At 71.6% G+C, this 20,526-nt stretch carries 18 protein-coding genes and 1 pseudogene; 12 read left to right on the top strand and 7 right to left on the bottom strand.

Annotated features, from left to right (window positions below):
* Positions 1-86 precede the first annotated feature (86 nt).
* The 10 genes from sirA to AB0E77_RS17685 all read left to right on the top strand — a co-directional run bounded on the left by sirA (position 87) and on the right by AB0E77_RS17685 (position 9,410).
* Complete coding sequence (gene sirA, locus AB0E77_RS17730; RefSeq protein ID WP_361571251.1) at positions 87-1,784, top strand: sulfite reductase SirA; 1,698 nt, start codon at positions 87-89, stop codon at positions 1,782-1,784.
* Entirely contained in the window at positions 1,781-1,960 is a 180-nt protein-coding gene (locus tag AB0E77_RS17725; protein WP_361571248.1) for a hypothetical protein, read from the top strand. The genes sirA and AB0E77_RS17725 overlap by 4 nt, the downstream gene beginning before the upstream one ends.
* The gene (locus AB0E77_RS17720; RefSeq protein ID WP_361571246.1) at positions 1,957-2,667 is read left to right on the top strand and encodes a phosphoadenylyl-sulfate reductase; all 711 of its coding nucleotides are present in this window, start codon (positions 1,957-1,959) and stop codon (positions 2,665-2,667) included. Before AB0E77_RS17725 ends, AB0E77_RS17720 begins: the two co-directional genes overlap by 4 nt.
* Position 2,668: 1 nt before the next feature.
* Positions 2,669-3,238, top strand: a complete 570-nt coding sequence (gene cysC / locus AB0E77_RS17715) for an adenylyl-sulfate kinase (protein WP_361571243.1) — start codon at positions 2,669-2,671, stop codon at positions 3,236-3,238.
* Positions 3,235-4,182, top strand: coding sequence for a sulfate adenylyltransferase subunit CysD (cysD, locus tag AB0E77_RS17710; protein WP_361571241.1), 948 nt, complete (start codon positions 3,235-3,237; stop codon positions 4,180-4,182). The genes cysC and cysD overlap by 4 nt, the downstream gene beginning before the upstream one ends.
* Before the next feature lie 2 nt (positions 4,183-4,184).
* Complete coding sequence (locus AB0E77_RS17705; RefSeq protein ID WP_361571237.1) at positions 4,185-5,540, top strand: GTP-binding protein; 1,356 nt, start codon at positions 4,185-4,187, stop codon at positions 5,538-5,540.
* A gap of 239 nt (positions 5,541-5,779) precedes the next feature.
* Positions 5,780-6,883, top strand: coding sequence for an aliphatic sulfonate ABC transporter substrate-binding protein (locus tag AB0E77_RS17700; RefSeq protein ID WP_361571231.1), 1,104 nt, complete (start codon positions 5,780-5,782; stop codon positions 6,881-6,883).
* Between the two features lie 34 nt (positions 6,884-6,917).
* On the top strand, positions 6,918-7,706 hold the full coding sequence (locus AB0E77_RS17695) for an ABC transporter ATP-binding protein (RefSeq protein WP_361571226.1): 789 nt from the start codon (positions 6,918-6,920) through the stop codon (positions 7,704-7,706).
* The gene (locus tag AB0E77_RS17690) at positions 7,693-8,604 is read left to right on the top strand and encodes an ABC transporter permease (protein ID WP_361571220.1); all 912 of its coding nucleotides are present in this window, start codon (positions 7,693-7,695) and stop codon (positions 8,602-8,604) included. Before AB0E77_RS17695 ends, AB0E77_RS17690 begins: the two co-directional genes overlap by 14 nt.
* A gap of 50 nt (positions 8,605-8,654) precedes the next feature.
* Complete coding sequence (locus AB0E77_RS17685) at positions 8,655-9,410, top strand: sirohydrochlorin chelatase (protein ID WP_361571216.1); 756 nt, start codon at positions 8,655-8,657, stop codon at positions 9,408-9,410.
* 19 nt (positions 9,411-9,429) lie between these two features.
* Here AB0E77_RS17685 and AB0E77_RS17680 read toward each other — a convergent pair whose 3' ends face one another.
* Positions 9,430-9,981: a DUF1697 domain-containing protein gene (locus AB0E77_RS17680; RefSeq protein WP_361571213.1), complete on the bottom strand. Its 552-nt coding sequence runs from the start codon at positions 9,979-9,981 to the stop codon at positions 9,430-9,432.
* A 382-nt stretch (positions 9,982-10,363) separates the two neighbouring features.
* Here AB0E77_RS17680 and AB0E77_RS17675 point away from each other — a divergent pair, with 382 nt between their 5' ends.
* Positions 10,364-12,613 carry an MMPL family transporter gene (locus AB0E77_RS17675; protein ID WP_361571211.1) on the top strand — a complete coding sequence of 750 codons (2,250 nt, stop codon included), beginning with the start codon at positions 10,364-10,366 and terminating at the stop codon, positions 12,611-12,613.
* 124 nt (positions 12,614-12,737) lie between these two features.
* Here AB0E77_RS17675 and AB0E77_RS17670 read toward each other — a convergent pair.
* From AB0E77_RS17670 to AB0E77_RS17655, 4 genes and pseudogenes are all read right to left on the bottom strand, one after another.
* Positions 12,738-14,025, bottom strand: a pseudogene (locus tag AB0E77_RS17670) (glycosyltransferase).
* Positions 14,022-15,305: a sugar ABC transporter substrate-binding protein gene (locus AB0E77_RS17665; protein WP_361571208.1), complete on the bottom strand. Its 1,284-nt coding sequence runs from the start codon at positions 15,303-15,305 to the stop codon at positions 14,022-14,024. Before AB0E77_RS17665 ends, AB0E77_RS17670 begins: the two are co-directional and overlap by 4 nt.
* Positions 15,305-16,138: a carbohydrate ABC transporter permease gene (locus AB0E77_RS17660; protein ID WP_361571206.1), complete on the bottom strand. Its 834-nt coding sequence runs from the start codon at positions 16,136-16,138 to the stop codon at positions 15,305-15,307. Before AB0E77_RS17660 ends, AB0E77_RS17665 begins: the two co-directional genes overlap by 1 nt.
* The gene (locus tag AB0E77_RS17655) at positions 16,135-17,070 is read right to left on the bottom strand and encodes a sugar ABC transporter permease (protein ID WP_361571203.1); all 936 of its coding nucleotides are present in this window, start codon (positions 17,068-17,070) and stop codon (positions 16,135-16,137) included. Before AB0E77_RS17655 ends, AB0E77_RS17660 begins: the two co-directional genes overlap by 4 nt.
* 188 nt (positions 17,071-17,258) lie before the next feature.
* On the opposite strand from AB0E77_RS17655, the gene AB0E77_RS17650 reads away from it, so the two are divergent.
* Positions 17,259-18,122 (top strand): aminoglycoside phosphotransferase family protein, encoded by an 864-nt coding sequence (locus AB0E77_RS17650; RefSeq protein ID WP_361571201.1) that lies wholly within the window; start codon positions 17,259-17,261, stop codon positions 18,120-18,122.
* Positions 18,123-18,154: 32 nt separating this feature from the next.
* Here AB0E77_RS17650 and AB0E77_RS17645 read toward each other — a convergent pair whose 3' ends face one another.
* A complete protein-coding gene (locus AB0E77_RS17645; protein ID WP_361571198.1) occupies positions 18,155-18,877 on the bottom strand; it encodes a 3'-5' exonuclease in 723 nt (240 codons plus the stop codon).
* Positions 18,878-18,993: 116 nt separating this feature from the next.
* Positions 18,994-20,241, bottom strand: a complete 1,248-nt coding sequence (locus AB0E77_RS17640; RefSeq protein ID WP_361571195.1) for an SAV2148 family HEPN domain-containing protein — start codon at positions 20,239-20,241, stop codon at positions 18,994-18,996.
* Positions 20,242-20,526: the final 285 nt, after the last annotated feature.

The raw sequence follows: 20,526 nt of genomic DNA, 5'->3' as shown, positions 1-20,526 counted from the left end.
GAGCCTTCCCACCACCCGACCACCACCCCTCAACGACGGCGCTGCGCGCCGGCGCATCCATAGCTGCCCCGAAGGACGTGTCAACCATGGCCGCCACCCCGCCGAAGCCCGCTGCCACGACTCCCCGCCGCAAGGTGAGCCGTCACCGTGGCGAGGGTCAGTGGGCTATGGGTCACTTCACCCCCCTCAACGGCAACGAGCAGACCAAGAAGGACGACGACGGTCTCAACGTACGGACACGTATTGAGACGATCTACTCCAAGCGGGGATTCGACTCCATCGACCCCGGTGACCTGCGCGGACGCATGCGCTGGTGGGGTCTGTACACCCAGCGCCGGCAGGGCATCGACGGCGGCAAGACCGCGATCCTCGAGCCGGAGGAGCTGGACGACAGCTACTTCATGCTGCGTGTGCGCATCGACGGCGGCGCGCTGACCACCGCGCAGCTGCGCGTCATCGGTGAGATCTCCCAGGAGTTCGCGCGCGGCACTGCCGACATCACCGACCGGCAGAACGTCCAGTACCACTGGATCCGGATCGAGGACGTTCCCGAGATCTGGAACCGCCTGGAGGCCGTCGGCCTGTCCACCGTCACCGCCTGCGGCGACACGCCCCGCGTGATGATCGGCTCCCCGGTCGCGGGCATCGCCGAGGACGAGATCATCGACGGCACGCCCGCCCTGGAGGAGATGAAGCGCCGGGTCCTGAACAACCCGGCGTACTCGAACCTCCCGCGCAAGTTCAAGACCGCGATCTCCGGCTCGCCGGTGCAGGACGTCGTGCACGAGATCAACGACGTGGCGTTCGTCGGCGTCGAGCACCCCGAGCACGGACCGGGCTTCGACCTGTGGGTCGGCGGCGGCCTGTCCACCAACCCGAAGCTCGGTGTACGGCTGGGCGCCTGGGTGCCGCTGGACGAGGTGCCGGACGTCTACGAGGGCGTCATCTCGATCTTCCGCGACTACGGCTACCGGCGCCTGCGCAACCGCGCCCGCCTGAAGTTCCTGGTCGCCGACTGGGGCGCGGAGAAGTTCCGCCAGGTGCTGGAGGACGAGTACCTCGAGCGCAAGCTGACCGACGGCCCGGCGCCCGCCGAGCCGACGACCCGCTGGCGCGACCACATCGGCGTGCACCGGCAGAAGGACGGCCGCTACTACGTCGGCTTCGCCCCGCGCGTCGGCCGCGTCGACGGCACCACCCTGACGAAGGTCGCCGACCTCGCGGAGGCGCACGGCTCGGGCCGGGTCCGCACCACCGTCGAGCAGAAGATGATCATCCTCGACGTCGAGGAGGGCCGGGTCGACTCCCTGGTCGAGTCCCTGGAGGCGCTGGACCTCAGCGCCCGGCCCTCGACCTTCCGGCGCGGCACCATGGCGTGCACCGGCATCGAGTTCTGCAAGCTCGCCATCGTCGAGACCAAGGCGCGCGGCGCCTCGCTCATCGACGAACTGGAGCGCCGCCTGCCGGACTTCGACGAGCCCCTCACCATCAACCTCAACGGCTGCCCGAACGCCTGCGCCCGCATCCAGACCGCGGACATCGGTCTCAAGGGCCAGCTGGTCCTGAACGACCGGGGCGAACAGGTCGAGGGCTACCAGGTGCACCTCGGCGGGGCGCTCGGCCTGGAGGCCGGCTTCGGCCGCAAGGTGCGCGGCCTGAAGGTGACGGCGGCGGAGCTGCCCGACTACGTGGAGCGCGTGCTCAAGCGCTACCGGGCCGGGCGCGAGGACGGCGAGCGCTTCGCCACCTGGGCGGCCCGCGCCTCGGAGGAGGACCTGTCATGAGCGAACGCGCCGCGCCCTTCTACTGCCCCTACTGCGGCGACGAGGACCTGCGCCCGAACGAGGAAGGTCACGGCGCCTGGGAATGCGCGGGGTGCAACCGCGCATTCCAGGTGAAGTTCCTCGGGCTCATCGCCCGCGGACTCCAGCCCAACTCCACGGGAGGGGAAGCGATATGACGGCCACTCAGGAAGAGCGGACGACCGACGAGCTGAAGGCGCTGGCCGAGCGGGCGGGCCGGGAACTGGAGGACGCCTCGGCACTGGAGATCCTCCAGTGGGCCGCGGAGACCTTCGGCGACCGGTTCTGCGTGACCTCCTCCATGGAGGACGCGGTCGTCGCCCACCTCGCCTCCCGCGCCCTGCCCGGCGTGGACGTGGTGTTCCTCGACACCGGCTACCACTTCCCGGAGACCATCGGCACCCGGGACGCGGTGGAGGCGGTGATGGACGTGAACGTCATCACGCTCACCCCGCGCCAGAGCGTCGCCGAGCAGGACGCCGAGTACGGCCCGAAGCTCCACGACCGCGACCCCGACCTGTGCTGCGCGCTGCGCAAGGTGAAGCCGCTGGAGGAGGGCCTCACCGGCTACCAGGCCTGGGCGACCGGCCTGCGCCGCGACGAGTCCGAGACCCGGGCGAACACCCCCGTGGTCGGCTGGGACGAGAAGCGCCGCAAGGTGAAGATCTCCCCCATCGCCAAGTGGTCACAGGAAGATGTGCAAACGTACGTCGCCGAGCACGGAGTCCTCACCAACCCGTTGCTGATGGACGGCTATGCCTCCGTGGGCTGCGCGCCCTGCACCCGCCGGGTGCTGGAGGGCGAGGACGCGCGTGCCGGCCGCTGGGCGGGCCGTTCCAAGACCGAGTGCGGACTGCACGGCTGACATGACGACGACCACCGAGATTCAGGAGAACCACGTGACGACCGGAGCCACCGTCTGGCTCACGGGTCTGCCGAGCGCCGGCAAGACCACCATCGCGTACGAGCTGGCGGGCCGGCTGCGCGAGGAGGGCCACCGCGTCGAGGTGCTCGACGGCGACGAGATCCGCGAGTTCCTCTCGGCGGGCCTCGGCTTCAGCCGCGAGGACCGGCACACCAACGTGCAGCGCATCGGCTTCGTCGCCGAACTGCTCGCCCGCAACGGCGTCACCGCGCTGGTCCCGGTGATCGCGCCGTACGCGGACAGCCGGGACGCCGTGCGCAAGCGGCACGAGGCGCACGGCACCGCGTACGTGGAGGTGCACGTGGCCACTCCGGTCGAGGTGTGCTCGGTGCGCGATGTGAAGGGCCTGTACGCCAAGCAGGCCGCGGGCGAGCTGACGGGGCTCACCGGGGTCGACGACCCGTACGAGGAGCCCGTCACGCCCGACCTGCGCATCGAGTCGCAGGACCAGACCGTCCAGGAGTCCGCCGCGGCGGTGTACGCCCTGCTCAGCGAAAGGGGACTGGCATGACGACGACCGTGGCCACGGTCAAGGAGGGCGAGGGCTCCGCGAGCAGCCCGTACGCCCTCTCCCACCTCGACGCCCTCGAGTCCGAGGCGGTGCACATCTTCCGCGAGGTGGCGGGCGAGTTCGAGCGGCCGGTGATCCTGTTCTCCGGCGGCAAGGACTCCATCCTCATGCTGCACCTGGCGCTGAAGGCGTTCGCCCCCGCGGCCGTGCCGTTCTCCCTGCTGCACGTCGACACCGGTCACAACTTCCCCGAGGTCCTGGACTACCGCGACCGCACGGTGGAGAAGCACGGGCTGCGGCTGCACGTCGCCTCCGTGCAGGACTACATCGACCGCGGGGTGCTCAAGGAGCGCCCGGACGGCACGCGCAACCCGCTGCAGACGCTGCCGCTGACCGAGAAGATCCAGGCGGAGAAGTTCGACGCCGTCTTCGGCGGCGGGCGCCGCGACGAGGAGAAGGCCCGCGCCAAGGAGCGGGTGTTCTCGCTGCGCGACGAGTTCTCCCAGTGGGACCCGCGCCGCCAGCGCCCCGAGCTGTGGAACCTGTACAACGGCCGGCACGCCCCCGGCGAGCACGTCCGGGTCTTCCCGCTCTCCAACTGGACCGAGCTGGACGTGTGGCAGTACATCGCCCGCGAGGGCATCGAACTGCCCGAGATCTACTACGCCCACGAGCGCGAGGTCTTCGCGCGCGCCGGCATGTGGCTGACCGCCGGCGAGTGGGGCGGCCCGAAGGACGGCGAGACGGTCGTCAAGCGGCGGGTCCGCTACCGCACCGTCGGCGACATGTCCTGCACCGGCGCGGTCGACTCCGACGCCGACACCATCGAGAAGGTCATCGCCGAGATCGCGGCCTCCCGGCTCACCGAGCGCGGCGCGACCCGTGCCGACGACAAGCTCTCCGAGGCCGCGATGGAAGACCGCAAGCGCGAGGGGTACTTCTAGACATGACCAGCACCACCGAGCCCACCGAGCCGCTGTCGGTCGAGCAGCTGTCGGAGACCACCCTGCTGCGGTTCGCCACCGCCGGGTCCGTCGACGACGGCAAGTCCACCCTGGTCGGCCGCCTGCTGCACGACTCCAAGTCGGTCCTCGTGGACCAGCTGGAGGCCGTGGAGCGCGCCTCCGCGAGCCGCGGCCAGGAGGCCCCGGACCTCGCGCTGCTCACCGACGGCCTGCGCGCGGAGCGCGAGCAGGGCATCACCATCGACGTGGCCTACCGCTACTTCGCCACGCCCCGGCGCCGGTTCATCCTGGCCGACACCCCCGGGCACGTGCAGTACACGCGGAACATGGTCACCGGCGCCTCCACGGCCGAGCTGACGGTGATCCTGGTCGACGCCCGCAACGGCGTCGTCGAGCAGACCCGCCGGCACGCCGCGATCGCCGCGCTGCTGCGGGTGCCGCACGTCGTGCTCGCAGTCAACAAGATGGACCTGGTCGAGTACCGGGAGTCCGTGTTCGCGGCCATCGCCGAGGAGTTCACGGCGTACGCGACCGAGCTGGGCGTCCCCGAGGTCACCGCGATCCCGATCTCGGCGCTCGAGGGCGACAACGTGGTGGAGCCGTCGGCGGTCATGGACTGGTACGGCGGCCCGACGGTCCTGGAGCACCTGGAGACCGTCCCGGTCAGCCACGACCTGGCGCACTGCCACGCCCGGCTGCCCGTGCAGTACGTGATCCGTCCGCAGACCGCCGAGCACCCCGACTACCGGGGCTACGCGGGCCAGATCGCCGCCGGCACCTTCCGCATCGGCGACGAGGTGACGGTCCTGCCGTCGGGCCGCACGTCGAAGGTGTCCGGCATCGACCTGCTGGGCGTGCCGGTCGACGCGGCCTGGACGCCGCAGTCGGTGACGCTGCTCCTCGAGGACGACATCGACGTCTCCCGAGGCGACCTGATCGTGCCCAGCAAGGACGCGCCGGCCACCACCCAGGACGTCGAGGCCACGGTCTGCCACGTCGCCGACGCGCCGCTGACGGTGGGCCACCGCGTGCTGCTCAAGCACGGCACCCGCACGGTCAAGGCGATCGTCAAGGACATCCCGGCCCGGCTCACGCTGGACGACCTGTCCCTGCACCCGCACCCCGGGCAGCTCGTCGCCAACGACATCGGCCGTGTGAAGATCCGTACCGCCGAGCCGCTGCCCGCCGACTCCTACGCGGACTCGCGCCGCACCGGTTCGTTCATCCTGATCGACCCGAGCGACGGCACCACGCTCACCGCCGGCATGGCCGGCGAGTCCTTCGCCGCGCCGGAGCCGGTCAAGGACGAGGCGGACGACGACGGGTGGGACTTCTGAGCATGAACTCCCCCGACTTCTGGTCCACGTTCGCGAAGGAGGGCGGCCGCGTCGGCAGCGGCGCCCTCGGCAGCGGGCAGGGCGGAGTGGCGCGATGTGTGCGCTGACGTACGCGCACTGCCTGCGCGCCCGCACCCCCCACCCGCTCAGCCGAAGACCTGCCGACCTCCCGGCCACGACCTGACATCTCGGACCATCCGACAGGCGTGACCGCCGGGCCAACGAGAGGAACACCTCCCGTGCCTGCCACTTCCGCCCTGCGCCGTACGCTGGCGGTCATCGCCGCGCTCCCCCTCCTGACCCTCGCCGCCTGCGGGTACGGCTCCGAGGCCAAGGACGACGACAGCGCCAAGGTCGCCGAGGGCGCCGAGAAGATCGACGGACTGGACTCCGTCCGCATCGGCTACTTCGGCAACGTCACCCACGCCACCGCCCTGGTGGGCAACCAGAAGGGCTTCTTCCAGAAGGCGCTGGGCGGCACCGAGGCCAAGTACGCGACCTTCAACGCGGGTCCGTCCGAGATCGAGGCGCTGAACTCCGGTTCCATCGACATCGGCTGGATCGGCCCCTCCCCCTCGATCAACGGCTACACCAAGTCGAACGGCAAGAGCCTGCGGATCATCGGCGGTTCGGCCTCCGGCGGCGTGAAGCTGGTGGTCAACCCCGACAGGATCAAGTCCCTGAAGGACGTCAAGGGCAAGCGCATCGCGACGCCGCAGCTCGGCAACACGCAGGACGTGGCATTCCTCAACTGGATCGCCGAGCAGGGCTGGAAGGTCGACGCGCAGAGCGGCAAGGGCGACGTGACGGTCGTCCGCAGCGACAACAAGGTCACCCCGGACGCCTACAAGTCCGGCTCCCTGGACGGCGCCTGGGTGCCCGAGCCGACCGCGTCCAAGCTGGTCGCCCAGGGCGGCAAGGTGCTGCTCGACGAGTCGACGCTGTGGCCGGACAAGAAGTTCGTGATCACGAACATCATCGTGTCGCAGAAGTTCCTCAAGGAGCACCCGAAGGCCGTCGAGGCGGTGCTGAAGGCCTCGGTCGAGACGAACGCGTGGATCAAGGCCAACCCGGAGGAGGCCAAGGCCGCGGCCAACAAGCAGCTGGAGAAGGACACGGGCAAGGCGCTGCCGGCCGAGGTCCTGGACCCGGCGTGGAAGTCGATCGAGGTCATCGACGACCCGCTGGCCGCCACCCTCGACTCCCAGGCCGAGCACGCCGTGAAGGCCGGTCTGCTGAAGGAGCCCGACCTCGAGGGCATCTACGACCTCACGCTGCTCAACAAGGTCCTCAAGGCCAAGGGCGAGCCCGCGGTCGACGACGCCGGTCTCGGCGTCAAGTAAGCCCGGATCCACCACTCCCCAGGAGGTGACGACCATGGCCACGACCCTCGCCAAGGCCGCCGACGGCACCGAGGCGGCCACCCACGCCGCCCGGATCGAGCATGTCTCGAAGTCGTTCGCGGGCCCCGCCGGACAGCAGCTCGTGCTGGACGACATCACCCTCGATGTCGCGCCCGGCGAGTTCGTCACCCTCCTGGGGGCCTCCGGCTGCGGCAAGTCCACGCTGCTGAACCTGGTGGCGGGCCTGGACAGGCCCAGCACCGGCACCATCACCACGGACGGGCGGCCGGCCCTGATGTTCCAGGAGCACGCCCTGTTCCCGTGGCTGACCGCGGGCAAGAACGTCGAACTCGCACTGAAGCTGCGCGGCGTGCCCAAGGCCGAGCGTCGCGACAAGGCGGAGGAACTGCTCGAACTCGTCCGGCTGAAGGGCGCGTACGGCAAGCGGGTGCACGAGCTGTCGGGCGGTATGCGCCAGCGCGTCGCGATGGCGCGCGCGCTCGCCCAGGAGAGCAAACTGCTGCTGATGGACGAGCCGTTCGCGGCGCTGGACGCCATCACGCGGGACGTGCTGCACGACGAGCTGACCCGGATCTGGCGCGAGACGCGGCTGTCCGTCCTGTTCGTCACGCACAACGTGCGCGAGGCGGTGCGGCTCGCCGAGCGCGTGGTGCTGCTGTCCTCCCGCCCCGGGCGCGTCGCGCGCGAGTGGACGGTGGGCATCCCGCAGCCGCGCCGCATCGAGGACACCGCCGTGGCGGAACTGTCCGTCGAGATCACCGAAGAACTGCGTGGGGAGATCCGCCGCCATGGCCAGCACTGAGACGACCAGCCCGGCGAAGACCGGCCCGGCGAGGGACGCCGGCGACCTCGCCGGTCTGGAGGCGGGCCTCGACGCGCTGGAGACGGTGCAGCAGGGCCGCAAGCCGTTCCGGCAGACCTTCGTCGAGAAGATCCTGCCGCCCACGGTCGCGGTGCTCCTGGTGCTGGCCATCTGGCAGGGGCTGGTGTCGTTCGACGTGGTCGACGACCCGACCAAGCTGCCCGCGCCGTCCGCCGTGTGGGACGTCGTGCGGCAGGCGTGGCTCGAGGGCGAGCTGCTCGGCTACATCTGGACCAGCGTCTCGCGGGGTCTGCTGGGCTTCTGCTTCGCCCTGCTGATCGGCACCCCGCTGGGGCTGCTGGTGGCGCGGGTGAAGTTCGTGCGGGCGGCGATCGGTCCGATCCTGTCCGGCCTCCAGTCACTGCCGTCGGTGGCCTGGGTGCCGCCGGCCGTGATCTGGCTGGGCCTGAACAACACGATGATGTACGCCGTCATCCTGCTGGGCGCGGTGCCGTCCATCGCCAACGGCCTGGTCTCCGGTGTGGACCAGGTGTCCCCGTTGTTCCTGCGGGCGGGCCGCACGCTGGGCGCGACCGGGCTGAAGGGGACCTGGCACATCGTGCTGCCGGCCGCGCTGCCCGGCTATGTCGCGGGGCTCAAGCAGGGCTGGGCCTTCTCGTGGCGGTCGCTGATGGCCGCCGAGATCATCGCGTCCTTCCCCGACCTGGGCGTGGGCCTCGGCCAGCTGCTGGAGAACGGCCGCAACGCCAGCGACATGGCGATGGTCTTCGAGGCCATCCTGCTGATCCTGATCGTCGGCATCGCCATCGACCTGCTGATCTTCAGCCCGCTGGAGCGGTGGGTGCTGCGCAGCCGCGGCCTGCTGGTGCGGAACTGAGGCCGCGGAACAGAGGCTGGGGAACTGAGGTTGAGGAACTGAGGCACACCATGCACCGTCCGGTCCGTCCCGTCCTCCTGGTCGTCGCCCACGGCAGCCGCGATCCGCGCCATGCCGCGACCGTGCACGCCCTGGTCCGCCGGGTCAGGGCGCTGCGCCCCGAGGTACGGGTGGAGACCGGCTTCCTGGACTTCAACGTGCCCTCCGTGCAGGGCGCGCTGGAGTCGCTGGCGACGGAGGGCGTGCGGGACGTGGTGGCGCTGCCGCTGCTGCTGACCCGTGCCTTCCACGCCAAGGCCGACATCCCGGCCGTCCTCGCGGACGCGCCGGCCCGGCTGCGGATCCGCCAGGCGGAGGTGCTCGGTCCCTCGCCGTTGCTGCTGGCGGCGCTGGAGCGGCGGCTGTTCGAGGCGGGTCTCACGCCCGCCGACAAGTCCTCGACCGGGGTCGTGCTGGCCTCGGCGGGGTCCTCCGACCCGGAGGCGATCGCAGTGATCGCAGAAATCGCGCGGGAGTGGCGGCACACCGGTTGGTGCGCCGTGCGGCCTGCGTTCGCCTCCGCATCCCTTCCGCGCACCGAGGACGCGGTCCGCGAACTGCGCGCCGCCGGCTGCGCGCGCGTCGCCGTCGCCCCGTACGTGCTGGCCCCCGGCTTCCTGCCGGACCGCATCGCGCGGGGCGCGGCCGAGGCTGACGTCCTGGCGGACGTACTGGGCCCTGCACCCGAGGTGGCCCGCCTCCTGCTGCGACGCTACGACGCGGCACGCGCCACCCCCCTGCCGGCCCTGGCGGCGATCGGCGCCTGACCGCCGGGCCGTAGGGGCGTCAGTCGGGAGCGGTCAGTTCCACCAGCTTGAGGACCGTGTTCCAGTTGCGGCTGGTGGCGGTCACGCCCTTGGTCACGCGGGGCCTGGAGAGTGCCTCGGCGAGCTTGGAGCGGCCCAGGCCGTCCGGGGCGTAGAGGTACAGGGCGCGGTCGCCGAGCCGGAAGTCCTCGGGGAGGAAGGCGGCCCGGTCGACCGACGCGAAGCGCTCCTCGTCGACCGGGGCGGAGAAGTAGGTGACGTGGAGCTGCTTGGCCTCGAGGTCGGCGGCGGGGAAGGGGCAGGAGTCGGCGACGGCCCGCAGATAGGCGTGGTCGCGCACGATCACGTCCACCGGGAAGCCGAAGTGCTTCTCGATCGCCTGCGTCAACTCGGCGGCCAGGGAATCCTCGTCGCCGTGGCCGGAGGTGAACACGGCCTGCCCGCTCTGCAGATGGGTGCGGACGGCGTCATGGCCCAGGCCCTCCAGGAGCGTGCGCAGCTCGGCCATCGGGACCTTCTTGGCCCCGCCCACGTTGATCCCGCGCAGCAGTGCCGCATACCTCGTCGTCATGCGCATCACGATAGAGCGGCCGTCGTGCCCCGTGGGGGCGGGCACGACGGCCGCGTCCGCCGGGCGGACGTGCGCCACTCTCGCCGATCCCCGGGGCGGAGTTCAACCACTTCACAGACCTGTGACATGTTCAACAACCTTGCGAAAGGCGGCCCGGCGGGATCCGGCTGCCGGGCGCACCCTGATCGCCGTCCCCGAGAGGGGCGGATAGATGTAAGGGGCCGCCGTCCTCCCCTGCGGTGAGACCGGGCGTCCGAGGGGATGAGCGCATCGCCTCCCATGTCACCGGCCAGCACGACGAGACGGACTTATCCGGGCCATACCTTCGAAGCGGAAGGTGGCGGCAGGGGGCCGCGACCGCAGACGAGGGGGCAAGCCCGTCATGGGGAACGGAGACACACGGGTGCGGGGGATCGCCGCCCGGGCCGGCGGCTGGAGCGCCCGGCACCGATGGGCTGCCGTCGGGATCTGGGTACTGTTCGTCGTCCTGGCGATGGGACTCGGTTCGGCGGCCGGCCGGGTCGACGTCAAGGACAGCGACCAGATGGGCGGCGAGACGCACACCGCCGCCCGGATCGTGGAGGACGCAGGGATCGACGAACCGGCGAGCGAGACCGTCCTGATCCAGGCGAGGGACGGGAAGCTGACGGCCACGGACGCCGAGTTCCGCTCCGCCGTCACCGCGGTCGTCGCGGCGGTGGAGGGCACCGGGGAGGTCACCGGCGTGACCTCCCCGTACGACGCGAGGACGATCTCCAAGGACGGCCACAGCGCGCTGGTGCAGTTCGACATGCGCGGCGAGGCGGACACCGCGGGCGAGCGGGTCGAGCCGGTGCTGAAGGCCGTCGAGGGCGTCCAGAAGGACCACGGGTCGCTGCGGATCGAGGAGATCGGCGGCGCGAGCATGATGAAGACGTTCGACGACGCGTTCGGCGACGACTTCCAGAAGGCCGAGTACTCCGCGGTGCCGGTGGCCCTCGGCATCCTGCTCGTCGCGTTCGGCGCGCTGGTGGCCGCGCTGGTGCCGGTGGCGCTGGCGATCACCGCGATCATGGCGACGATGGGTCTGATGGGCCTGGTCAGTCACTTCCAGCCGATGAGCGACACCGCCAACTCCGTGATGCTGCTGGTCGGTCTGGCCGTCGGCGTCGACTACTGCCTGTTCTATCTGCGCCGGGAGCGCGAGGAGCGGGCCGCCGGGCGGGACGCGCAGACCGCGCTGCGGATCGCCGCCGCCACCAGCGGCCGGGCGATCGTGGTCTCCGGTGTGACGGTGTGCGTGGCGATGGCGGGCATGCTGTTCACCGGTATCGCCGAGTTCGAGGCGATGGGCCTGGCCTCGCTGATGGTGGTCGCGGTCGCCATGGTCGGCTCGGTGACGGTGCTGCCGGCGCTGCTGTCCCTGCTGGGCGAGCGGGTGGAGAAGGGGCGCGTCCCGTTCCTGGGCCGGCGCCGTCCGAAGGGCACCCAGGAGGGCAGCCGGTTCTGGACGGCGGTGCTGCGGCGCGTGCTCGCCAGGCCGGTGCTCGCCTCCGTCGTGGCGGTCGGCGCCCTGCTGGCCGTGGCCGCCCCCGCCGTCGGCATGAAGACGCAGAACCTGACCCTGGACCAGGAGTTCGGCGACTCGCTGCCCCTCGTGCAGACCTACAACCGGGTCAACGACGCCTTCCCGGGCGGCTCCGATCCGGCCGAGGTGGTCGTGAAGGCCGACGACATCAACGCGCCCGAGGTGCGGGCCGCGCTGGCCGACTTCCGGGAGCGGGCGGTCAGTTCGGGTGCCTCGCGCGGCCCGGTCGACATCACCATGCACGACGAGCAGAACATCGCACTGGTCTACGTCCCGCTGGTCGGCGGCTCCGACCAGGACAAGGCGGGCGAGAGCCTGGTCAAGCTGCGGGACGAGGTACGGCCCGCCACGCTCGGCAAGGTCGACGGGGTCGAGGCGCCGATCACCGGGCAGGTGGCCGGCAACAAGGACTTCAACGACCAGCTCGTCGGTTCGGTCGTGCCGGTCTTCGTGTTCGTGGTGGTCTTCGCCTTCCTGCTGATGCTGCTGTCGTTCCGCTCCCTGACGGTCGCGATCACCTCGATCGTGCTGAACCTGCTGTCGGTGGGCGCGGCGTACGGCATCCTCGTCGCCGTCTTCCAGCACGGCTGGGGCGCCTCGCTGGTGGGCGCGGAGGGGGTCGGCGCGATCGTCACCTGGCTGCCGCTGTTCCTCTTCGTGATCCTGTTCGGCCTGTCGATGGACTACCACGTGTTCGTGGTCTCGCGGATCCGCGAGGCGCGGCTGCGGGGCCGGACGACCAGGGAGGCGATCCAGCACGGTGTGGTCACCACGGCCGGGGTCGTCACCAGCGCCGCGGTGATCATGGTCGCCGTGTTCGCCATCTTCGGCACGCTGTCCATGCAGTCCATGAAGCAGATGGGCGTGGGCCTGGCGGCGGCCGTGCTGATCGACGCGACGGTCATCCGCGGTGTGCTGCTGCCGGCCGTGATGGCCCTGCTCGGCGAGCGGAACTGGTACCTGCCGAAGTGGCTGCACCGGCTGCCGGACCTCACCCACGACGAGTCGCCCGAGCCGGTCGCTCCGGCGGTCCGGGACGACGAGGGCGAGCGGGTCGGGGTCTGAACGGCCTCGGGAGACCGGGGTGTGACCGGCCCCGGAGATCCGGGGTCCGGTCGGCCCCCGAACAGGTGAGGGCCCGTCGGTTCGGGGGAACCGACGGGCCCTTCGCCGTCACCGGCGCTCGCGGTCAGGAGCGCCGCGCCGCCGCCAGTTCGGCCTCGATCAGGTCGGCCGCCCGCCGGGTGCCGCCCTCCCGGGCCATCTGTGCCTGGACCTCCTTCAGGCGCCCTGCCACCTCCGGGTCGTCCACCAGGGCGAGGGCGGCGGTGCGCAGCGCCTCGGCGGTGGCTTCCCCGGTCAGGAACTTACGGGCGACGCCGAGGCCCTGGAGCATGTCGGCGTTGACGAACTGGTCCGCCGCCTGCGGTACGGCGATCATCGGCGTGGCGGTCGCCAGACCCTCCTGGCTGCCGCCCGCGCCCGCGTGGGTGACGAACAGGTCGGCCTGCTGGAGGATCGCCAACTGCGGCACCCAGGAGCGCACTTCCACGCTGTCCGGTACGTCGCCCAGTTCGGCCGGGTCGACGTGGCCGCCGATCTGGAGCACCGTGTGCCAGCCGGGCAGATCCCCGAAGGCCCTGACGCACTCCCGGTAGAACGCCGGCTGCTTGGTGAACGCGGACCCGAGGGAGACGAGCACGACCTTCTCCGAGCCCTCGGGACGCGTCCACTCGCCCTCGGCGGTGCGGTCGCCCTGGCAGGCGCCGACGAAGGTGTACGTCGTCTCGTCCACCCGGTCGGCGTTGGGCTGGAGCGCCTTGGGGATCAGCACCAGGGAACGGTCGGGGCGGCCGACGAAGGGGTCGGGGTGGTCGGTGATCCCGTTCTCCTCCAGCCAGGCGTGGAAGCGGGCGTAGTAGGCCTGCCCGCGCTCGGTCTTCAGCGGCTCCTCCCACATCGGCTCGGCGACCTCCTGCTCGTACCCCTCCCAGGCGACCATGCAGGGCGACAGGGAGATCACGGGCACGTCCCAGCGGCGGCCGAGGACGCGGGCGGGGTAGGAGGCGATGTCGTGCAGGATCAGGTCCGGTTCGTCGCCCTCGTACGCAGCGATGAGCTGGGGAAGCGCCTGGACGGCGTCGTCGAGGAACGGCTCCACATTGTCCAGCAGTGTGCTCCCCCACGCCTCCGGGTCGGCGTCGGGGCCGGGCAGGGTGCTGTTCCACGGTTTGGGTTCGGCGCCCGTTTCGGCGGCCTTCTCCGCGAGGAGCGGCGGGATCGCGTACGTCACCCGGTGCCCTCGCGCGACGAGCTCGCGGATCACCTCCAGGCTGGGGTTCACGTGGCCGTGTGCGGCGATGGAGAACATGGCGATATGGGCGCGACTGGTCATGACACGGACCATATGCGAGACGAGACGTCTCGTACAAATCCTTTTTCCGGGTGCGTACGGTACTCCGGGTGTGCGGGGTCAGCGCTGGTAGCGGGCGAGTACCAGGTTGCCGTCCTCCTCCAGCCGCTCGCGCAGCTCGTCCATGCCGATCGCCCCGCTGTAGTACTCCTGGAACGCGGGGGTGGCGACCTTGTCCTTCCACTCGGCGTAACCGCGGACGGACTGCGCGGGGGCCGGGCGCAGATGGGCGGCGAGGGCGGTGCCCGTGGCCCAGCCCTTGTCGGGGGTGTGCAGGGCGGGGTCCGCCAGGGCCCGGGTGCCGGTGGGCAGCATCCAGTCGCCGAGGGCGAGGCGGACCATGTTGTCCGGCTGGAGGAGGAAGTCGACGAAGGCGGCGGCTTCCTTCTTGTGCGGGCTGTCCTCGGCGATCGACAGGGTCTGCGGGCTGACCCCCTGGGCGAGCCCGTCGGCGCCGGCCGGGGCGGGCAGGACCTGCCAGTCGAAGCCCTCGGGCGCCTGCTGTTCGATCTGCTGACGGTAGGAGAAACCGAGCGGCACCATCGCGTACTTGCCGGCGAAGAAGCCGGGCAGGGTGTCGGAGCCACCACTGCCCAGGGTGGAGGCCGAGGCGCTGCGGTCGCGGCCGACCTGATCGTGGACGGTGCGCGGCACCACCTGGTCGGCCTCCTCGAACCGGACGGTGACCTTGCCGTCGGCGCCGCGGTGGAACAGCCGCCCGCCGGCGGACAGCGAGAGGTTGAGGGTGGCGGACACGGGTTCCTTGAGCGGCCAGGCCACGCCGTACCTCCCGTCGCCGCTCAGCCTCTGCGTCACCTGCTGGAACTCCGGCCAGGTCCAGGGTCGTCCGGGTGTCGGGATCCGGACGCCGGACTCCTTCAGCAGGGCCGTGTTGGCGATCAGGACGCGGGGTTCCTGGAGGAACGGCACGCCGTAGATCCCGTCGCCGAAGGTGACCGTGTCCCAGCTGTGCTGCGGGATGTCGTCCCGCAGCCGCCCGGGCAGCAGGCCGGTGAGGTCGGCGAGGTAGCCGCCGTAGGCGAAGTCCGCGAGGTCGTCGGAGGCGTCGTGGATGATGTCCGGCGCCTCGCCGCCCTCGAAGGAGGTCAGGAGCTGGTCGTGGACGCTGTCCCAGCTGCCCTGGACGTACTCGACGTGGACGTCCGGGTGGGCGGCGTTCCACTCCTCGACCAGTTCCTTGTTGGCCTCGACGGACTCCTCCTGCCAGGCCAGCGACTGGAAACGCAGGGTGACCCGGCCGTCGTCGGCGTCGCCGCCCGCGCCGGTGCAGGCGGTGAGCAGCAGGGCGAGCGCGACGAGCAGGGTGGTGGTCCTGGTACGCATCAGCTCTTCACCGCCCCGGCGAGCATGCCGCCCGTGATCCGCCGCTGGATGAGCGCGAACACCACCAGCGAGGGCAGGGTCGCGAGGAAGGCCGCCGCCGCGAGCGGGCCGAGGTCGGCGACGCCCTCGGCGCCGATGAAGTGGGTGAGCACGACGGGCAGGGTCTGCTTCTCGGGGGTCTTCAGCAGCACCAGCGCGAAGAAGAACTCGTTCCACGCGGTGATGAACGCGAACAGCGCGGTCGCCACGATCCCCGGCGCGAGCAGCGGCGCGGTCACCGAGACGAGGGTGCGCAGCCGTCCTGCCCCGTCGACCGCCGCGGCCTCCTCCAGCTCGGGCGGCACGGCCCGGACGTATCCCGCGAGCATCCACAGCGCGAACGGCAGCGACCACACGACGTACACCATCACCAGCCCGGGCACGGAGTTGATCAGCCGCAGGTTCTTCAGGACCAGGAAGAGCGGGATGATCAGCAGGACGAAGGGGAAGGCCTGGCTGACCACGACCCAGCCGGTGGCCGCGCGGGTGAGCCGGCCGCGGTGGCGGGCCATGACGTACGCCATCGGCGTCGCGATCACCACGGCGATCAGCGCGGCGCCGAGCGCGGCCAGCAGGGAGTCGAGCGCGGCGTGCAGCAGCGGCTGCTCGTCGAAGGCCTGCCGGAAGTTGTCGAGGGTGGGATCCTCCGGGATCCAGGTGGGGTGGAGGCTCGCCAGTTCACGTGGCGGTTTGAACGCGGTGGAGATGAGCCACAGGAACGGGAAGGCCAGGAAGACGAGATACGCGAGCAGCGCGGCGTACTGGCCGACGCGGGCTCCGGTCGAGGTCCTCACGCGTCGTCACCTCCCCGGAGCCGGCCGACGAGGAAGACGGCCAGCAGGACCGAGATCACGGCGACCATGGCGCAGCCCATCGCCGCCGCGTACCCGAACTGCCCGTAGCGGAAGGCCTCCTCGTAGGCGAAGAGCATGGGCAGCCTCGTCCGGCCGCCGGGTCCGCCGTTGGTCAGCACGTAGACCAGGGCGAAGGAGTTGAAGTTCCAGATGAGGTTGAGCGCGGTGACGGCGAGGGCGACGGGCCTGAGGGCGGGCCAGGTGACCGTACGGAAGCGGCGCCAGGCGCCGGCGCCGTCGACCGCGGCGGCCTCGTGCAGCTCGCGCGGGGTGTTCTGGAGGCCGGCGAGCAGGGCGACCGTGGTCTGCGGCATACCGGCCCAGACGCCGACGACGATCACGGCGGGCAGCGCGGTGGCCAGACCGCTCAGCCAGTCGCGGCCGTCGCCGAGACCGAGGTCGCGCAGGGTCTCGTTGAGGATGCCGGCGTCCGGGTTGTAGACGAGCCGCCACATGATGCCGACGACGACCTCGGGCATCGCCCAGGGGACGATCGCCAGGGCGCGGGCCAGCCAGCGCAGCCGCAGATTCTGGTTCAGCAGCAGGGCGAGGCCGAGCGCGAGCAGGAACTGCGGCACGGTCACGCCGACGGCCCACACCAGCCCGATGCGGAACGACTCCCAGAACAGCGTGTCGTGCAGCAGGTCCTGGAAGTTCAGGGTGCCGATCCAGCGGGTGGGCTCGGTCCGGCCGGACTGGGCGTCGGTGAACGCCAGCAGGATGCCGTAGAGCAGCGGTCCGACGCTGAGCACCAGGATGGGGATCAGCGCGGGCAGCACCAGGAACCAGGCGCCGTGGTCGGGGCCGCGCCGTGGCCGCTCCCGGCCCGGCGCGCGGCGCGCCGGTCTCCTCACCTCGGTCACCGATGTCACGTGGTCCCCTTCGCGCGGCTCGGACGGGCTCGGTCATGGTCGTGAAGGCGCTGTCCCCCGTCAAGGGACCGCGCACACGCTCCCACCTGTACGAATGCGACACTGGCCGACGGATGGCGGGATACCGGCGGTGCCGGCGGGCCCGCGGGGACCCGGACGGGCACGGACGGACACACGGAGGGCGGACGATGGACGAGGCACGGGCGCGGGAGGTGCTGGCCGCGGCGGAGGTGCTGCCCGGCCCGGCGCGGGAGGCGCGGCTGCTCGCGCTCGGCGAGAACGCGGTCTTCGCCGCCGGCGACCTGGTGGTCAAGGTGGGCCGCGACGCCGGACTCCTCGACCGGGCGAGCCGGGAACTGGCCGTCGCGGTGTGGCTGGAGGAGGCCGGTGTGCCGGCGGTGCGGGCGGCCCGGCCGGAGGCGGTGACGGTCGACGGGCATCCCGTGACCGTGTGGCACCGGCTGCCCGACGCGGTACGGCCCACCGAACCGCGTGACGTGGCGGAACTGCTGCGGCTGGTCCACACACTGCCCTCCCCTTCCTTCGCACTGCCGCCCCGCGAACTGCTGGGCGGTGTGGAACGCTGGCTGCGGCTCGCCGGCGACGCGATCGACCCCGCCGACGCCGGCTATCTGCGCGAGCGCCGCGACGGCTTCGCGACGGCCGCCGCCGCGCTCACCCCGCATCTGCCGCCGGGCCCCATCCACGGCGACGCGCTCCCCCGCAATGTGCACGTCGGTCCCGCCGGTCCGGTCCTGGTCGACCTGGAGACCTTCTCCGCCGATCTGCGCGAGCACGACCTGGTGGTGATGGCGCTCAGCCGGGACCGCTACGGGCTGCCCGCGAAGGCGTACGAGGCCTTCGCCGCGACCTACGGCTGGGACGTGCGCGACTGGGACGGCTGCGCCGTGCTGCGCGGGGCCCGCGAGACGGCCAGCTGCGCCTGGGTGGCCCAGCACGCGCCGAGCAACCCGAAGGCGCTCGCCGAGTTCGAACGCCGGGTGGCGTCACTGCGGGACGAGGATCCGACGGTGCGCTGGTACCCGTTCTGACGACTTCCGGCGGCGCGCCCGGCGGGCCCGGGTCAGACCGGCTCGCCGGCCGGCTCGCGGACCGGCCACGTCCCGTCGACGACGGCCGTGGCGTCGCCCTTGCGGCGCAGGAAGCTCTGGAAGTCCGCCGCCCACTCGGCGTACCACTCGATCTGGCGGTGGTGCAGCTCCGCCGGGCCGAGGGCCGCGACCTTGGGGTGGCGGCCGGCTATCGCCGAGGCCAGCCGGGCCGCGGCCAGGGCGTCGGCGGAGGCGTCGTGGGCGGCGTCGAGCGGGACGCCGTACTCCCGGCAGACCGCCTCCAGATTCCGCTTGCCGCGCCGGTACCGGTCCACGGAGCGGTCGATGGTGTACGGGTCTATGACGGGCGCCGGGTCCAGGCCGCCCAGGCGTTCCCGCAGCGACGGCAGTCCGTGGCGCCGCAGTTCGGCACTGAGCAGGGTGAGGTCGAAGGCCGCGTTGTAGGCGACGACGGGGACGCCCGTCTTCCAGTAACCCGTCAGCACGCCGGCGATGGCGTCGGCGACCTGGTCGGCGGGGCGGCCCTCGGCGGCCGCGCGTTCATTGCTGATGCCGTGCACCGCGACCGCGTCCGCCGGGATCTCCACGCCGGGGTCGGCCAGCCATTCGCGGCGGCCGAGCGGCTCCCCGCCCCGGACCTCGATCACGGCGCCGGTGACGATGCGCGCCTCGCGCGGGTCGGTGCCCGTCGTCTCCAGGTCGAAGCCGATCAGCAGCTCCCGGTGCCAGCCCATGGGCGGTCCCCCTCCTCGGTGGTGCGTTCCCCCAGTGGTTTCCCACCTTCGCACGGGCCACTGACAATCAGAGGATCGCGTTCCGCTTACTTCGGGGCCGGTGCCCGCGACGGCGCTCAGGACACCGGCCGCGAATCCGCCCACATCAGCTCGAACTCCTCACGGTAGGTGGGGAAGAGTCCGCCTTCGTCGACCTGGTCCGACTTCACGACCTTGCCGCCGTTTCGTCCGTTGCGCAGGACCAGCACCGGCGCCTCCATCCCCCGCGTCCGGCGCAGATAGGACTGCACGACCGCTATGCCGTCGGCGCCGTCCCCGTCCACCAGGTAGGCCGTGAAGCGGGGCGTCTCGTCGAAGACCTGGATCTCGAAGGCCCCGGGGTCCCGCAGCCGGGATCGGACCCGGCGCATGTGCAGGATGTTCGTCTCGACGGCGCGGCTCAGCTCGCCGCGCTTGATGCCCAGTTCGCGCTCGCGGCGTTTGATCGCGCTGGAGGCGGGGTTCAGGAACAGCAGCCGCACCCGCCCGCCGGACTCGGCCAGCCGCAGCAGGCGGCGGCCGGAGAAGTTCTGCACGAGCAGGTTGAGGCCGATGCCGAGGGCGTCCACGCGGCGGGCCCGGCCGAAGATGTCCTCCGCCGGGAACTGGCGCAGCAGCCGCACCCGGTCCGGGTGCACGGCGACGACGTCGGCGTACCGGTCGCCGACCAGGTCCTCCACCGCGTCGACCGGGAGCCGGCGCGCGGACGGCAGGTCGCTGCCGGTGCCGAGGACCTCCAGCAGCCGCGCCGAGGCCCGTTCGGCCTGGTTCAGGACCGCCTCGGACAGCGCCCGGTTGCGGGAGACGACGTTGCGGGTGACCTCCAGCTCGTCCAGGGCCAGTTCGACGTCCCGGCGCTCGTCGACGTAGGGCTCGAAGCAGGGCCAGTGCTGGACCATCAGCTCGCGCAGCTGGGGCAGCGTGAGGAAGCTGAGGACGTTGTCGTCGGCCGGGTCGAGGAGGTAGCCCTTGCGGCGGCTGACCTCGCGGACGGCGACGGCGCGCTGCACCCACTCCTGCCCGGCGGGACCGGCGGCGGCGACCACCCAGTCGTCGCCGTGGACGGGTTCGTAGACCGGTCGCAGGACGGCGGCGACGACCGCGCGCAGCCGCTGTTCCACGAGGTTCAGCCAGATGTAGGCCCGCCCGGCCCGCTGGGCGCGGGTGCGCACCTCGTGCCAGGCGTCGGCGTCCCAGTCCAGTTCCGGGCCGATCGCCCCCGCGTTCATGGGCCGCGCCAGGGACACCGCACCGGGCGGGACGTCCGTGGAGTTCCCCTCGTGACCCTCGTCACCAGGGGGCAGCTCCAGCCCTCCCGAGCCCACCCGCGCACCGCCTTCCGCTCCCCCGGAGCACTTCCGGACAGACCCCGTCCCAACGATCAAGGAAGGGTACTCCGCGAGCGGTGCGCGGTGCAGCCCGATGGGCAGGCTGGTTTCACCAACGGCCTTGTCCCGGCGGCTCGTTCCCGGCCCGCCCGGCCCGGCGAGTGAGCGGTTTCATAGCGGTGACGTGGTACGGCGCCGGGCGGACGGCCGGGAACCCGCGGGGAGTGGACCGGCTCGTGGCGGACAAGAGGCACGTGAGTGCTAGGTGGTCGCCTCACTTTC

Origin of the sequence: Streptomyces sp. NPDC032940 (genome assembly GCF_040636935.1) — a bacterium.
Taxonomy (GTDB): Bacteria; Actinomycetota; Actinomycetes; order Streptomycetales; family Streptomycetaceae; genus Streptomyces.
The sequence above is the reverse complement of the archived record's forward strand: the minus strand, read 5'-3'. Positions and strand labels throughout refer to the sequence as shown.